This window comes from Empedobacter sp. UBA3239 (assembly GCF_002362875.1).
GTDB classification, from domain to species: Bacteria; Bacteroidota; Bacteroidia; order Flavobacteriales; family Weeksellaceae; genus Empedobacter; species Empedobacter falsenii_B.
In genome coordinates, this window is the sequence record NZ_DEVJ01000060.1 from 24,279 (window position 1) to 39,488 (window position 15,210).

At 31.3% G+C, this 15,210-nt stretch carries 14 protein-coding genes; 10 read left to right on the forward strand and 4 right to left on the reverse strand.

Translation table 11 applies throughout. From position 1 onward, the window contains the following. Nucleotides 1–13 precede the first annotated feature (13 nt). Together B4G36_RS08355 and B4G36_RS08360 are read left to right on the forward strand one after the other, a co-directional pair. On the forward strand, nt 14–3,184 hold the full coding sequence (locus B4G36_RS08355) for a T9SS type B sorting domain-containing protein (RefSeq protein WP_291063325.1): 3,171 nt from the start codon (nt 14–16) through the stop codon (nt 3,182–3,184). 11 nt (nt 3,185–3,195) lie between these two features. Further along, a complete protein-coding gene (locus tag B4G36_RS08360) occupies nt 3,196–4,155 on the forward strand; it encodes a PorP/SprF family type IX secretion system membrane protein (protein WP_291063327.1) in 960 nt (319 codons plus the stop codon). 124 nt (nt 4,156–4,279) lie between these two features. Here B4G36_RS08360 and B4G36_RS08365 read toward each other — a convergent pair whose 3' ends face one another. The 3 genes from B4G36_RS08365 to B4G36_RS08375 form a co-directional block, all read right to left on the reverse strand. Then, complete coding sequence (locus tag B4G36_RS08365) at nt 4,280–5,221, reverse strand: PstS family phosphate ABC transporter substrate-binding protein (RefSeq protein WP_291063329.1); 942 nt, start codon at nt 5,219–5,221, stop codon at nt 4,280–4,282. Beyond that, nucleotides 5,205–5,399, reverse strand: coding sequence for a hypothetical protein (locus B4G36_RS08370; RefSeq protein WP_038333573.1), 195 nt, complete (start codon nt 5,397–5,399; stop codon nt 5,205–5,207). Before B4G36_RS08370 ends, B4G36_RS08365 begins: the two co-directional genes overlap by 17 nt. 176 nt (nt 5,400–5,575) lie before the next feature. Next, nucleotides 5,576–6,520, reverse strand: a complete 945-nt coding sequence (locus tag B4G36_RS08375) for an energy transducer TonB (protein ID WP_221854570.1) — start codon at nt 6,518–6,520, stop codon at nt 5,576–5,578. 121 nt (nt 6,521–6,641) lie between these two features. Here B4G36_RS08375 and B4G36_RS08380 point away from each other — a divergent pair, with 121 nt between their 5' ends. The 8 genes from B4G36_RS08380 (at nt 6,642) to B4G36_RS08415 (ending at nt 14,798) form a co-directional block, all read left to right on the forward strand. Then, the gene (locus B4G36_RS08380; RefSeq protein ID WP_291063331.1) at nt 6,642–7,292 is read left to right on the forward strand and encodes a hypothetical protein; all 651 of its coding nucleotides are present in this window, start codon (nt 6,642–6,644) and stop codon (nt 7,290–7,292) included. A 111-nt stretch (nt 7,293–7,403) separates the two neighbouring features. Then, nucleotides 7,404–8,375, forward strand: coding sequence for a tryptophan--tRNA ligase (gene trpS, locus B4G36_RS08385; protein WP_291063333.1), 972 nt, complete (start codon nt 7,404–7,406; stop codon nt 8,373–8,375). A 119-nt stretch (nt 8,376–8,494) separates the two neighbouring features. After that, on the forward strand, nt 8,495–8,824 hold the full coding sequence (locus B4G36_RS08390; RefSeq protein ID WP_180906272.1) for a HesB/IscA family protein: 330 nt from the start codon (nt 8,495–8,497) through the stop codon (nt 8,822–8,824). A gap of 1 nt (nt 8,825) precedes the next feature. Next, nucleotides 8,826–9,680 carry a hypothetical protein gene (locus B4G36_RS08395; RefSeq protein WP_291063335.1) on the forward strand — a complete coding sequence of 285 codons (855 nt, stop codon included), beginning with the start codon at nt 8,826–8,828 and terminating at the stop codon, nt 9,678–9,680. 4 nt (nt 9,681–9,684) lie between these two features. Further along, nucleotides 9,685–11,142 (forward strand): Fe-S cluster assembly protein SufB, encoded by a 1,458-nt coding sequence (sufB, locus tag B4G36_RS08400; RefSeq protein WP_114999857.1) that lies wholly within the window; start codon nt 9,685–9,687, stop codon nt 11,140–11,142. A 141-nt stretch (nt 11,143–11,283) separates the two neighbouring features. Continuing rightward, nucleotides 11,284–12,039: a Fe-S cluster assembly ATPase SufC gene (sufC, locus tag B4G36_RS08405; protein WP_219035199.1), complete on the forward strand. Its 756-nt coding sequence runs from the start codon at nt 11,284–11,286 to the stop codon at nt 12,037–12,039. A gap of 78 nt (nt 12,040–12,117) precedes the next feature. Next, entirely contained in the window at nt 12,118–13,437 is a 1,320-nt protein-coding gene (gene sufD, locus B4G36_RS08410) for a Fe-S cluster assembly protein SufD (RefSeq protein ID WP_291063337.1), read from the forward strand. 137 nt (nt 13,438–13,574) lie between these two features. After that, nucleotides 13,575–14,798: an aminotransferase class V-fold PLP-dependent enzyme gene (locus B4G36_RS08415; protein WP_291051196.1), complete on the forward strand. Its 1,224-nt coding sequence runs from the start codon at nt 13,575–13,577 to the stop codon at nt 14,796–14,798. Nucleotides 14,799–14,879: 81 nt separating this feature from the next. Here the strand turns inward: B4G36_RS08415 and B4G36_RS08420 are convergent, their stop codons facing one another. Next, nucleotides 14,880–15,206, reverse strand: a complete 327-nt coding sequence (locus tag B4G36_RS08420; RefSeq protein WP_125349072.1) for a single-stranded DNA-binding protein — start codon at nt 15,204–15,206, stop codon at nt 14,880–14,882. Nucleotides 15,207–15,210 lie beyond the last annotated feature (4 nt).

Below are 15,210 nucleotides of genomic sequence, written 5' to 3' on the forward strand. Positions count from 1 at the left end.
TGACGAAAGACGTATGAAAAAGATATTTTACTTTTTATTGTTGATGATTAGTGGGATTGTTTGGGGGCAGCATCCTTTAATAAATAAAATTAATGATATAGTAACTTCTGGAATAACATTACCTAACGAAAGTGTAAATTCTTTTGTTCCACGTTTAATGAATTGTGAGTTCCATACAACTGGCTATTATAATTTTTATTATTACGTAGCACCGAATGATATGGATTTTGAATTTACATTGAAAGGAAATATTGATAAATTCCATTTTATGTTATGGAGACTTTCGAAAAATTCGAATCCTAATGATATTTTTGTAAGAACAGGTTCAAGTTCTAATGAATATACAACTATAAATCCAATTAGAGCTGTTTATAGTAACAGAACAAAAGAGAAGGGTTTAAAGGGTGGTAAATTAAATGATTGTATATCAAATTCTACAGATGGTTTTGTAAGTGCTTTTGAAAATGGAAGTAAGTTAAAAGAAGGAGAAATTATTGTAATAGCAATTTATGGTACAGATAATCCAATTTTAGAGTTAACAATTAGTGGAGCTAAAACAGTAGATAATCTTGTTTTTGATAACCATTGTTATACAGATGATTATTTATTATCAGATGTGAAGACCAAAATTATAAATGATATTAGAGTTTCAGACCCAAGTATAAATGTTGGGAATATAGAATTTTATAAACCAGATAATACATCTACAAATGATAATATCAGCTATATTAACGGAATAGAACAAATTTTGTATGCCAGAGTTTATGATAATTCTAATAAATTAGTTTATATCTATAAACCTATAAAATTCAAATTTATTCCAGAGTTGATTTATACAGTTCAAAACAAAACAGAACAATATTGTGCTACGTCAATAACTTTTGCAAAAGAGGATTTAATTAGTAAAATATCTCCATCTATTAATTCCTCTAAATATGCAGATTATGAAGTATATGTTGATGACGCAATTGTGAATGGAAATATTCCTTTAATTAATTCTAATAATTATAATATTAAATTAAAATATATCGGAATAGAATTTTGTCCTGTAACAATATTTTCTGATGAGGTTGAATTGAAATTAGAAAATTCAAACCCTATTTTACCTTCTGGAAAATTTGCCGAAGTTTGTAATTCAGAAATTTTATCAGAAGCTGAAATTTTAACTGCTTTAGGAGTTGACTCAACTATTTATCGTTTAGTGAATATGCCAACAACACCTTATAATTTTATTGGGAATGAAGCTAAGTTTAATGTTCAGATTGAAGATCGTTCTGATGCATCTTGTACAAGTAATATTGTAGAGTTTACAGTTAAGAAAAAAACAAATGTAGATTTGGATAATTTGACTTTAACTTTTTGCCGAAGTGATTTTTCTTTTTCTGAATTTGAATTAATCATCAATAATATAAAAAAGAATGATAATTCAGTTACTATAAATTTGGTTTATAATGGTACAAATTATAATGAATCACAACTTCAAAATTTGTATAATGAGATTTACAACAATAGAACACAAACAAGTTTTAATTTATCAATTACAGGAAATAAAGCTTATTTTTGTGAAGCTACAGTTTCGTTGAAAATAGTTCTAATAAATTCAATTCCAACACAAACTTTTGCTGATTTATTCAATCCTGGTTGTTTAGGTGCAATGCAAGACTATACGTTTAAGATTGATGAAATAAAAAATCATATAAAAGATGAATTGGGAATCCCAAACATCGCAGATTTTGATATTTTTAATTTAGATGGAACACCATTTTTACCAGTTAATGTTAATGCAAATTCTAATCAAACATTAAGTTTTAAAATAAAAAAAGTTGGTGAAAGCTGTTTTTCAGAAGATATGTATTTAATTGTAAAAACAGTTAATCAACCAAATGTTGTATCTGCAACATTTTCAGGTGTGTTTTGCGAAGGAGAAACATTAACAATTGATGATGATTTATTAAAAAATAATTTCGGACTAAATGTTTTTGATTACAAAATATTTATTGATGGAACAGAATATATTCAAGGAAATTCTATCCAAAGAATATTGAATTTTGGAGGAAATACTTCTTTGAATATTCCAATTGAATTTAAAAATACATTAAGAGAGATTTGTTTAACAGCTGTAGAATTAACGGTCAATAAAAAACAAGATTTAGTTGTTGATATTGCTACTTTAGAAAATTACACACAAGCTAATCCAATTATTTACTGTGAAGGTGAAGATGAAAATGCAAAGAGTCAAATAAAATCTATTTTAGATATTATTAATAAACCAACTCAATATCCTAATTTGGTAGCTAAATCTTCTGTTGACGAAATTTTTAATCAATTTAATTCAGAGAAAGGTTTTGTAAATGTAGTTTTTGAAGATCCAAATTATTGTGGAACTGAAAAAATAAAATTCTATTATCAAAAAAATGCATTACCAGACTTTGCTATTCCAACTTCTGCTGAAATCTGTTCTGCAACAAAATATATATTAGATTTTGAGGAATTAGCGAAAGAAAAAGGGTTAGACGTTACTCAATATGATTTTTCGGTTGTTGGAAATGATGTTATTAAAGTTTCAACATATCAATATGAATTAGGAGTTGGTGATTATACGATTACAATTAAAAATATTAATTCAGGTTGTCCGAAAGAATTTATTTTGAAATTGACAAACTCAGAAACTCCAACCATTGATAAAATTACCATTAACGAAAAAAGTATCATTGTTTCGGCGAAAGGAAAAGGTAAATTGGAATACGCTTTATTTGATTCTAAAGGTGATATAATTATAGATTGGCAAACAAATAACGAATTAATCATCCCAGATAAAATTACTGATAACAACTTTACGGTAAAAGTAAGATTGAATGGTTGTGGAGTTTTTGAAAGAAAAGATGTTATTTACCTGGTTTTACCGAATGTAGTAACGCCAAATCAAGATGGAAAAAATGATGTTTGGAAACCAATGACCAAGAATGGTAAAGTTAATGATACATCAAATTCATATAAATTGATTATTTTTGACCGTTACGGAAAACATATTTTATCACAAGAAGGAATTGGTATAATAGAATGGGATGGAACACATAACGGAAAACCAGTTGCAGACGGAACTTATTGGTATTTATTAGAATCTAATGAAGAATTACAAGTTTTGTATTCAGGCTATATTGTAGTCAAACGAAAAATCAATTAATTGATTATCTAATGAAAAAATTATCTTTAATATTAATAACTATTTTTTCTTTATCAAAAATAGAAGCACAGCAAGGATTACCTTTTTATAATCATTATTTAGTGAGTGATAAAATGCTGATTAATCCATCTTATGCAGGACAAGATCCGAATGTGATTTCCATCACAGGAACGCATCGCAATCAGTGGGACGATTTACCTGAAAGTCCAAGTACACAAACGGCAAGCGCACACGGAATTATTGTCGATCGTTTAGCGGTGGGAATGCATTTTTTTAACGATAGAAATGGAGCGGTTAAAATGTCTGGATTTGGAATTAATGCAGCGTATCACATTCCAATTGATGACAGAGGTTATGATGGCGATGAAATTAATGTATTTTCATTTGGAGTAGGAGCATCGAATGTTTCGCAACGTTTTGATTATTCAAAAATTATCGCAGAAGATCCGAATGACCCTGCTTTACAAGAAGATAAATATTCTACATATTTTGCGAATTTGGGATTATCTTTCAAATATGCTGGTTTCTCCGCTGGAGTGTCGGTTTTGGATATTCCGTTAAGCCAAAATGTGTATTATGTGAACAATGTAGAGCCTTTGCCAACGTGGTATTATTTCAATGTTGGATATAAATGGAACGTTTCCGAAGGAATTGCGTTAGAACCTTCTTTGGTGTATAATTTGAACTCGAATTCGGAGCGTCATTTGGATATAAACTTGATGTCGCATATTGGTTTTGGAGACAATAATCAAGGCGTTGATATTGGAGTAGGGTACAAGCAAGGAATGGATTCTAAAAATAGCAATCCGTTGTTTGTTTCTCCAATTCTAAAGTTTAAAGTTGGTTCTTTAAAAGCTGGAATTTCATACGATATTGGTTTGTCAGATTATCAAGTTGATGGTCGCAAGAACGGTATGTTATTTAGTTTAGGTTTCGATTTACAAAATCCGTGGGGAGCAAGATTTGATTAATGAAAAGGAATTATATAAGAATTTTTCACCATAAATTGATGATTATAAAATTTATAAATTACGATTTTAATAATCGTTTCAATAACCAAAAAAAAACTTCCAATTCGGAAGGTTTTTTTATGTTTTATTGTAAGGGTTGTTCTAAATTGTTAATCTGAACTTCACGTTTATAAATATAATAAGGTTGAAGACTTTCGCGTGTTACAATTTTTTGACCACGCTGAGAACCTGCAAACCTCGTGAAACCAGCTCCAATTCCGAAACCAACTTCATTTTTCAAAATATAAATTTGACGATAAAAAGGATAAACACCATATTTCAAATTCGGGATAGTTGGTAACACCAAATTTCCTTTATCATCTGCAATTGATAATATTTTTACCTTTTTAAGATATTCTTCAACTTTCGGATTTCCTTTGTCACTCAAAATATTCAATCCAATAATTCCGATTGCAGTTTTATCTTTTTGCACAAAATCAATTACTTTCTCAGCATCACCCATCGCTGTTACTTTTGCGCCATTTTCTACAGATAATTTCAGTTTATCATTTATTGTATTGAAATTCGCTGAGTTTGGATGATCGTAAACAAACGTTATTTTCGGATCTTTTTTGTACAAATTATCCTTAATATCATTTATTGTGATAGAATTGATTGGATTATCAACAGAAGTAATAAAAACTGTAGCATCTAAAGCAATTACAGACGAAATATATTTGGTTGTTGTTTTATCGAATAAATGTTGTTGTTGTGCTTTTGTAAGCGGTTTACTTACCATCAAAACAGGAATTTTACCTTCGTAAAAATCTTTGATTGCTTTTTCTTCAATTTCTTCGTTAATCGTAATTTTCACATCAGGATAATCAACCATGTACATATCTGCCAACGACTGCGCCAAATTCTTAAAACTTGGATCTACCGTCATTGCCATATCTCCGTATTCGTGCAAAGCGCGTTTTACAGGAGTTTTTTGTTCAGCTTTTGTTGGTTTTTCCTTGTCTTTACAACTAAAAGTAGAAAAAATAAGAAAGGCCGAAAGTGAAAGTAAACTAATTTTCTTGATCATTTTTATAAGATTTTATTCCGCGATAAACACGAAAAGCGCCATAAACAATAAATAAAATACCTAATAACATGGCTTTTGTTTCATCTAATTTGATGATGAAAAACTGATATTTCCAAGTAAAAATTCCGATCAAAAAATAACCGAAACCAATCAATCCGTAAACAATATTCTTATTCATAATTCGCGACGAAGTTACAATTTTATTGTGTTAAGATTGACTTAAAACTTAAATTTTATGCGACAAATATGTATTTAAAGGAACTTTTTCTGAATAGATATTCAATTTCTTAAACAAAGAAACCATCACACTCAAAAAAATGAATGCAATGGTTTCAGAAAGAAAAGTATTATTAATTATTCGTTTGTTTGAAATCTAACAGGAATTGAAAAGATTAAATTTGCATCCGAACCATCTTCTAATTTTGCAGGCGTTATTTTTTTACCTTTTCTTAGAATTTGTTTATTGATACGTTCTAACGCAGATTTAGCTTCTTTCCCTAAATCTTGATTACTTCCGTTTAATGGTTTTACTTGTGAGATTTCTCCATTTTTGTTTACAATAAATTGCATTTTTGCAACCGCTGAACCAATATTATTTCGAGAAGCAGTTTCGGCAAAATCACTTAATTCTCCACCTAACTCTTTCGAGATTTTATCACTCATACATTTTGTTAAAGCTGCATTTCCTTTTTTGCTCTCACTTTCACAACCAGGATAAATTGCCATTACTGCAGCATTTTTCGCTGTAATTGCAACATCAGGTTTTACAGGTTCTGGAGTTTTTGGTCCTTCTGGAATGTCGGTATTTTGTTTACCTACTTTATTTCCTTCGTCACTTACTTCTCCACCACCAACTTGTCCATTAGATTTATCACCATTTCTATCAAAAACGCCTAAATCTTTTCCTTTCAGTTCGTCAACAGATTTTATAGTTTCTTCAACTTTCGGACTCTCTGTTGGAGTCGGAATAATATGTTTCGCCTGATCTGTTTTCAATTGAATTGTTTTTTCTTCCATCGGTGGATCTTCTTTTGGAGGAATTACAACTTCTTTTTTCTCGATTGGAGGAGTTTCAGGAATATTAATCGGACAAACTATTACACTATTTTCATCAATTGTTGTAGCATTCATCGTTCTATTATTTGCATAAATAGTTCCACCAGTAATTAATGCAACAATACCAATCCCTACAAAAAGAGACTTCATCAAATCTTGGCTTGCAACTTGTCTTAGTTGATACGCACCATATTCTTTGTTTCGATTTTCGAAAAGAATGTCTAAAAAAGCTTTGTTACTCATATCAATATAATTTAAGGTTAATGAATCTTTTTTCTTTATAGATTCATCTTTTTGTAAAAAGGTTGGTTGAGGTTTGAAAAATTTTCGAAAAAAGTTTAATTTTATTGAAAAGTAGATTTTTATGCAGCTACAAATTGATAAAAAATGCAATCAGAATTGGAACGAAATGGCTGATGCAAACGCACAACAAAAGTTTTGTAATGTTTGTTCTAAATGTGTTCACGATTTGGATCATTATTCATTCAAAGAATTAAAAACTTTTCTGAATGATAATCCTGCCGCTTGTGTAAAAATTAAAACTAGAAATTTAGAACAGTTTAATTCATACGAAGCTTCAAAATCTATTTCTAATCAATCCAAAAGATGGTTACAACTTTCTTCTTTAGTTGGATTTTTGAGCTTTTCAACTATTACAAAAGCACAAACTGAGAATGATTCGATTATTGTACAAGGAATTATTAATGATGGTAATGGTTTTCCAGAATATGATATTCCTGTGAACCTTAAAAATTCGAAAAATATTGTATATACAAATGAAAATGGTGAGTTTAAAATAAAAGTTCCGAAAAACCAAGATTCTTATACATTAGAATATGGTAGTTTTGGAATTAAAGAATTTACTTTTACAAACCCTTCTGTGTGTCAAAATATAAAAACAGAAACTGGAGATGTTCTTTTAGGTGAAGTTGTTTATCATAAGAAATCACTTTTCTTTAGAAAAGTAGGTCGCACAATTTCTTGGCCATTTCGACAAATTGGAAAGCTTTTTTAGTTCGTCCATATGTTTTTCGTCATTCTTGTCAATTAATTCAAATAAACTTCTCATTACAATTGGTGCATTTCGTTGATTAAGTTTATCTTTGTTCCTTAAATTTTTAAACAAATGCCAAGAATACTTACAGGAGTTCAAGCTACTGGAACTCCGCACTTAGGAAATATTTTAGGAGCAATTTCTCCCGCAATCGAATTAACGGAGAAAGAAGGAAATGACTCTTTCATTTTTATTGCTGATTTACACGCTTTAACGCAAATTAAAGATGCGGAAGTCTTAAAACAAAATACGTACGAAGTGGCTGCAACTTGGCTGGCATTAGGTTTAGATCCTTCGAAAGTAGTTTTTTACCGTCAATCTGATGTGACTGAAACAACAGAATTAACATGGTATTTATTGAACTTCTTTCCATTTCAACGTCTTACTTTAGCGCATTCTTTCAAGGATAAAGCAGATTATTTAGCAGATGTAAATGCAGGGTTATTCACCTATCCAATTTTGATGGCTGCGGATATTTTATTGTATGATGCTGAAGTTGTACCAGTTGGTAAAGATCAATTGCAACATTTGGAAATTACACGTAGTGTTGCCGAAAAATTCAATCACCAAATGGGAGAAACTTTTGTTTTACCACAAGCTGCAATCGACGAAAATATTATGTTGATTCCAGGAACTGATGGAAACAAAATGTCTAAATCAAGAAATAATTTCATCAATATTTTCTTACCAGAAAAACAATTGCGCAAGCAAGTAATGTCGATTGAAACGGATTCAACGCCATTAGAAGATCCAAAAAATCCAGATACAGACAATGTTTTTGCTTTATACAAATTATTGGCAACGCCAGAACAAATAGAGGAAATGCGTCAAAATTATTTGAATGGAGGTTACGGATATGGTCATGCAAAACAGGCTTTATACGAATTGATTTTAGAGAAATATGCTGATGCGCGTACTAAGTTTGATGAATTGATGAATGATAAAGTGACTTTGGATGCATTTTTAGAAAATGGAGCATTGAAAGCAAGAGGTGTTGCACAAAAAGTATTGAAACGTACACGAAACAAATTGGGATTGAAGTAATTTGATCCAATTGTAAGTTGGCGATAAATAATATAACTTAAGCGATTGTTAATATTTATATCGTTCATTATTTGAAGTCATTTTAAATAAGTATCTTTGCAATATAAAATTAGAATCAAATGATTAAGGTTTCAGAATCAGCAAAAAATAAAATAATTTCACTTTTACAAGAAGAAGGAACTTCTATCGAAGAATCTTTTGTTCGTGTAGGAGTTACGAGTGGAGGATGTTCAGGTTTAAACTATAATTTAGAGTTTACGAAAGAACAAAGTGCAGATGACAAATTGTTTGACGACAATGGCGTAAGAATTTTGGTTGACAAAAAATCATTTTTATACCTTGTTGGAATGACATTAGAATATTCAGGAGGATTGAATGGAAAAGGTTTCGTATTCAATAATCCAAATGCATCGCGCACGTGCGGTTGTGGAGAAAGTTTTGCTGTTTAAGATGAAAAAAATAGCTTTATTCGTTACGTTTTTGATTGGTTTTGTTGCTTTTGGACAAAATACAATTGTAGAAAAAGATTTGATGGTTTTTCAACCAACCGAATCATCAAAAAAATTGAATAAAGCTTATTCAGAACAACTATTTTTCGGTTTGTTTAATGTAAAACCTTTTATAAAAGCGTTGGATTTAGACGAATCAAAAATCAAAACAATCACCATTACCAATGCATCAAACAAAAAAGTTGCGTACAAAGCAAATTATGATGCGACAGGAAATCTTCTTGATTTTGAATTGACAGATGAGGTTGCAACACCAACTAAAGTAAGTTATACGTACAAAGATGGTGTAATTTCTGCCGAAACAATAGCAAGAAAAGGAAGTGAAGTAAAAACAAATCAATTCTTTTATGACCAAGAAAATATGTATGTCAAAAACGGAAATAAACTTTTTGATATCATTTGGTTAGAAGGAGATGTGATGTTGAAGAAAACCTATATGGAGCAGAAAATTGGTTTTGAAGACCGATTAATGCATGATTGTAGAATTACAAAATCATTAGGTCAAGACATTAATAAGATTTGTTATAGCAGTTCAACATTTAAGGTGCCATTCAAAATAAAAGAATATACACCAGATGTTGCGCCAAAAACAGAAAGAATTAATTTGGTAGAAGGACCTTGGTCAGAAATTAAATTAATTGCTCAAAATAAATATCAGATTTCGAAAAATGATCAACCACAATTTGAGGTGATTTTAGATCAAAATCAACGATTAAAAGAATTCAAATTTTTAGGAAATAAAGCTGATAAACAGCAACCTTTACAGTTTAATTTTACCTATACATTTTATAAATAATAAGATGAGTAACACAAAATATACAGAAGACGATCTACGTGAAGATCTTGCTAGCCAAAAGCAATATGAGTTTGGTTGGACGACTGAAATGGAATATGAAGAATTCCCAGTTGGATTGAATGAAGATATCGTGCGTGCTATTTCAGCCAAAAAAGAGGAACCTGAGTGGATGACGGAATGGCGTTTGGAAGCTTACCGTGCTTGGGTTAAAATGGAAGAACCAGAATGGGCAAACGTAACTTACGAAAAGCCAGATTTTCAGGCTATTCAGTATTACGCGGCTCCAAAACCTAAGAAGGAATTAGCAAGTTTAGACGAAGTTGATCCTGAATTATTAAAAACTTTCGAGAAATTAGGAATCTCTTTAGATGAACAAAAACGTTTGTCTGGAGTTGCAATTGATGTGGTTTTTGATTCGGTTTCAGTAAAAACAACTTTCCGCGAAACTTTAGCAGAAAAAGGAATTATTTTCATGTCAATTTCGGAAGCAATTAAAGAACATCCAGAATTGGTGAAAAAATACATTGGTAAAGTAGTTCCGCCAACAGATAACTTTTATGCAGCTTTAAACTCGGCAGTTTTCTCGGACGGATCATTCTGTTATATTCCAAAAGGTGTTCGTTGTCCAATGGAATTATCAACGTATTTCCGTATCAACTCTGCAGGAACAGGACAGTTTGAGCGTACTTTATTAATTGCGGACGAAGGTGCTTATGTTTCGTATTTAGAAGGTTGTACAGCGCCAATGCGTGATGAAAACCAATTACACGCTGCTGTGGTTGAGTTAATCATTATGGATGATGCTGAGATCAAATATTCTACTGTACAAAACTGGTATCCTGGTGATGATAAAGGAAAAGGTGGAGTTTTCAACTTTGTAACAAAACGTGCAGTTTGCGAGAAAAATGCAAAAGTATCGTGGACGCAAGTTGAAACAGGTTCTGCGGTAACATGGAAATATCCATCTTGTATCTTAAAAGGAGATAATTCGGTAGGTGAGTTTTACTCAATTGCGGTAACAAATAATTATCAACAAGCGGATACAGGAACAAAAATGATTCACATCGGTAAGAATACAAAATCGACAATCATTTCAAAAGGTATTTCTGCTGGTAAATCTCAAAACTCTTACCGTGGTTTAGTGAAAGTAATGAAAAATGCCGAAGGAGCACGTAACTTTTCACAATGTGATTCATTGTTGATGGGTAACGAGTGTGGTGCGCATACTTTCCCTTACATTGAAATCGAAAATAAATCGGCTCAATTAGAACACGAAGCAACAACTTCTAAAATTGGTGAAGATCAATTGTTCTATTGTAATCAACGTGGTATCGATACAGAAAAAGCGATTGCATTAATCGTAAATGGATTCAGCCGCGAAGTATTGGATAAATTACCAATGGAATTTGCTGTTGAAGCCAAAAAATTATTAGAAATCTCATTAGAAGGTTCTGTAGGATAGTTATTAGAAACTAGAATTGAGAAGTTAGAAATTAACAATAATAAACAGATATATAGATGGAGGATGCTAAAAATCTGACATCTAATATCAAAATCAAGATAATTAGAAAATTATCACATTAACTAATTTACAAATTAGATTATGTTATTAAATATAAAAGACTTACACGCTCGTATCGAAGAGCGCGAAATTTTAAAAGGTTTAAACCTTCAAATTAATCCAGGTGAAGTTCACGCGATTATGGGACCTAATGGTGCAGGAAAATCAACTTTATCTAACGTTATTACAGGTAAAGAAGATTACGAAGTAACGGATGGTGATATCGAGTTTGACAATGAATCAATCTTAGAATTAGCACCAGAAGAAAGAGCACAAAAAGGAATTTTTATGTCTTTCCAATATCCAATCGAAATTCCTGGAGTTTCTGTAACAAATTTCATCAAAACTTCTATCAACGAAACGCGTAAAGCGCAAGGTTTAGAAGAAATGGGAGCTTCAGAAATGTTAAAAGAAATTCGTGCAAAAGCAGAATTATTAGGAATCAAAAAAGATTTCTTATCTCGTTCACTTAATGAAGGTTTCTCTGGAGGTGAGAAAAAACGTAACGAAATTTTCCAAATGTTAATGTTAAACCCAAAATTAGCGATCTTAGACGAAACTGATTCTGGTTTAGATATTGATGCTTTACGTATTGTTGCGGATGGTGTAAACGAATTCAAAAATGAAAACAATGGAGTATTAGTAATTACACACTACCAACGTTTATTAGACTATATCGTTCCTGATTTTGTACACGTTTTAGCAGACGGAAAAATCATTAAATCTGGTGGTAAAGAATTAGCTTTAGAATTAGAAGCAAAAGGTTACGACTGGGTAAAAGAAGAAGCAGGAATCTAAACATTTTGTAAAATGTAAAATGTATTAAGTCCAAAGTACTTTTTACTTCTTACATAATACATTAATACAATATCTAAAATGATTGATTTAAAAGAAAATTTAGTTTCTCGTCATTTAGTGTTCAACGAAAAAAATAAAGTGAATAAAGGAATCGAAGGTTTACGTCAAGAAGCTATCGAAATCTTTAATCAAAAAGGTTTTCCGACACGTAAAGACGAAGAATGGAAATATACAAATCTTGCTCCTTTGTTGAAGGTGGATTACAAATTGTTCCCAGAAGACGAAGTTGCAGTAGAGTACAAAGACATCAAGAAATATTTGATTAATGATATTGATACATATACAATCGTATTCATTAACGGAAAATATTCTTCGTTTTTGTCAAATACAACACATGATGAAGCTGATATTTGTGTCTTGTCAAGCGCAATGCATAAAACAACTCATCAAGCTGTAATTGAGAATTATTACGGAAAAATTGCGAAAAAAGACGAAAGTTTAGTTGCTTTAAATACAGCTTTTGCAAAAGATGGAGCTTATATTTATGTTCCAAATAATGTGATTTTATCTAAGCCAATTCAGATTGTTTATTTCTCAACAGGAGCTTCTCAAGAAGCAATGTATCAACCACGTAATTTGGTTGTAGTTGGAGATAATGCACAAGTTCAAATTATCGAAAGACATCAAACATTAGACGAAAAAGCAAACTTAACAAATGTTGTTTCTGAGGTGAATGTTGGACGTAATTCTGAAATTCATTGGTACAAATTCCAAAATGATTCTAACGATGCTTCTTTAGTTGACAATACATATATCAACCAAGAAAGAGATTCTCGTGCCAATGTATTTACATTTGCTTTTGGAGGAAAAATTGTACGTAACAATTTGAATTTCTTCCAGAATGGAGAAAATTGTAACTCTGTAATGGACGGAATTACGGTGATTGATGGAAAACAACATATCGATCATCATACATTTGTGGAGCATAATTTCCCGAATTGTGAGTCGCACGAATTGTACAAAGGGATTTATGATGAGAAAGCACAAGGTGTTTTCAATGGTAAAATCTATGTACACAAAGAAGCACAAAAATTAAATGCATTCCAACAAAATAATAATGTTTTATTATCTGATGGAGCTTCAATTAATACAAAACCTCAATTAGAGATCTTTGCTAATGATGTAAAATGTTCACATGGATGTACAGTTGGGCAATTAGAAGAAGAATCTTTATTCTATATGCAACAACGTGGTATTCCAAAAAAAGAAGCGAAAGCAATGTTATTGTATGCTTTTGCTGCAGACGCTTTACGACATGTGCAAATTCCACAAATCTCAAATCGAGTAAACGCTATAATTGCAAAAAAATTAGGGGTTAGTTTAGATTTCGAATTATAAAATATAGTTCTGAGTTATACGTAATAAGTTTTAAGTAGAACTTATTTTGAAATATAAAGTAAGTATTTGAAACTATTTTTGAATACTTACTTTTTTATTACACATAGCTCACAACTCATCACTCAAAACTTAAAAAAATGTCAATAGATATTCAACAAATAAGAAGTCAATTTCCAATTTTAGAGAGAGAAGTCAATGGAAAGCCATTGGTTTATTTAGATAATGGTGCAACTTCTCAAAAACCGAAAGTTGTTTTAGATGTTTTGGACGAATATTACGAAAAGTACAATGCAAATGTACACCGTGGAATTCATACATTAAGTCAAGAAGCAACAGATTTGATGGAAGAATCGCGTCGTAAGATTCAGAAATTTATCAATGCGAAACACGATTACGAAATTATTTTTACGCGTGGAACAACGGAAGGAATTAATTTAGTTTCTAATTCACTTCGTAATATCCTAACAGCGGATGATGAAATTATTATTACCGAAATCGAGCATCATTCTAACATCGTTCCTTGGCAATTGTTGTGTCAGCGAACTGGTGCTAAATTGAAATATATTCCGTTAACTGCAGAAGGTATTTTGGATATTGAGAAGTTGGATGATTTATTGACAGATAAAACCAAATTAGTTTGTGTTAATCAAGTTTCGAATGCTTTAGGTGTTGTAAATCCGATCAAAACTATTATTGAAAAAGCACATGCAAAAGGTGCTTGGGTTTTGATTGATGCGGCGCAATCTGCTCCACATACGGTTATTGATGTACAAGCAATGGATTGTGATTTCTTGGTTTTTTCTGGACACAAAATGTATGGTCCAACTGGAATCGGTATTTTGTATGGAAAAGAAGATATCTTGAATGAATTACCACCTTTCCACGGAGGAGGAGAGATGATAAAAGATGTAACGATGGAAGTTTCGACTTATGCTTGTTTACCTTTCAAATTTGAGGCAGGTACACCAGATATTGCAGGGATTATCGGTCTTGGAGCTGCTGTAGGTTTTATCAATTCTATCGGAATGCAAACGATTCACGATTACGAAAAAGAATTAGTAGATTATACAATTCAGCGTTTATCAGAATTTGATGAAGTGGAGATTTATGCAAAAGATGCAGAACATTCTGGTGCAGTTTCTTTCAACTTAAAATTTGACGGCGTTCATTCATCTGATGTCGGAATGATTTTGGACAAAAAAGGAATTGCTGTTCGAACTGGTCATCATTGTGCACAACCAATTATGCAGCATTTCAATATTCCGGGAACGGTACGCGCTTCATTCGCTGTTTATAATACAAAAGAAGAAATAGATACATTTATCGAAGGTCTAAAAACCGCGATTAGAATGTTAGGATAATTCATATTCCAAATTTATTTTGGAACCTTATAAAATAATAAAAGGGAAACGAATTAATCCGTTTCCCTTTTATTTTAAACGCTAAAGAAGTACAATTTCATCAATTATAATTTCTGTAATCGTTTTTTGTTGACCATCTTTATCTTGATAATCTCGGTAAGTCAATTTGCCTTCTATAGCAAGTTGCTTCCCTTTTTCTACATGTTTTTCGATCACATTTACAATTGGTCCATAAGCAACTAAATTGTGCCACGTCGTTTGCTGAACTTTCTCACCTTTGCTATTTGTGTAGCTTTCGTTCGTTGCTAGACTAAATTTTGTAAACTTCTTTTCGTTTTCTAATGTTTTAACATCAGGATTGCTACCAACATTCCCAATTAGCTGAACTTTGTTTCTTAATGTACTCATGGCG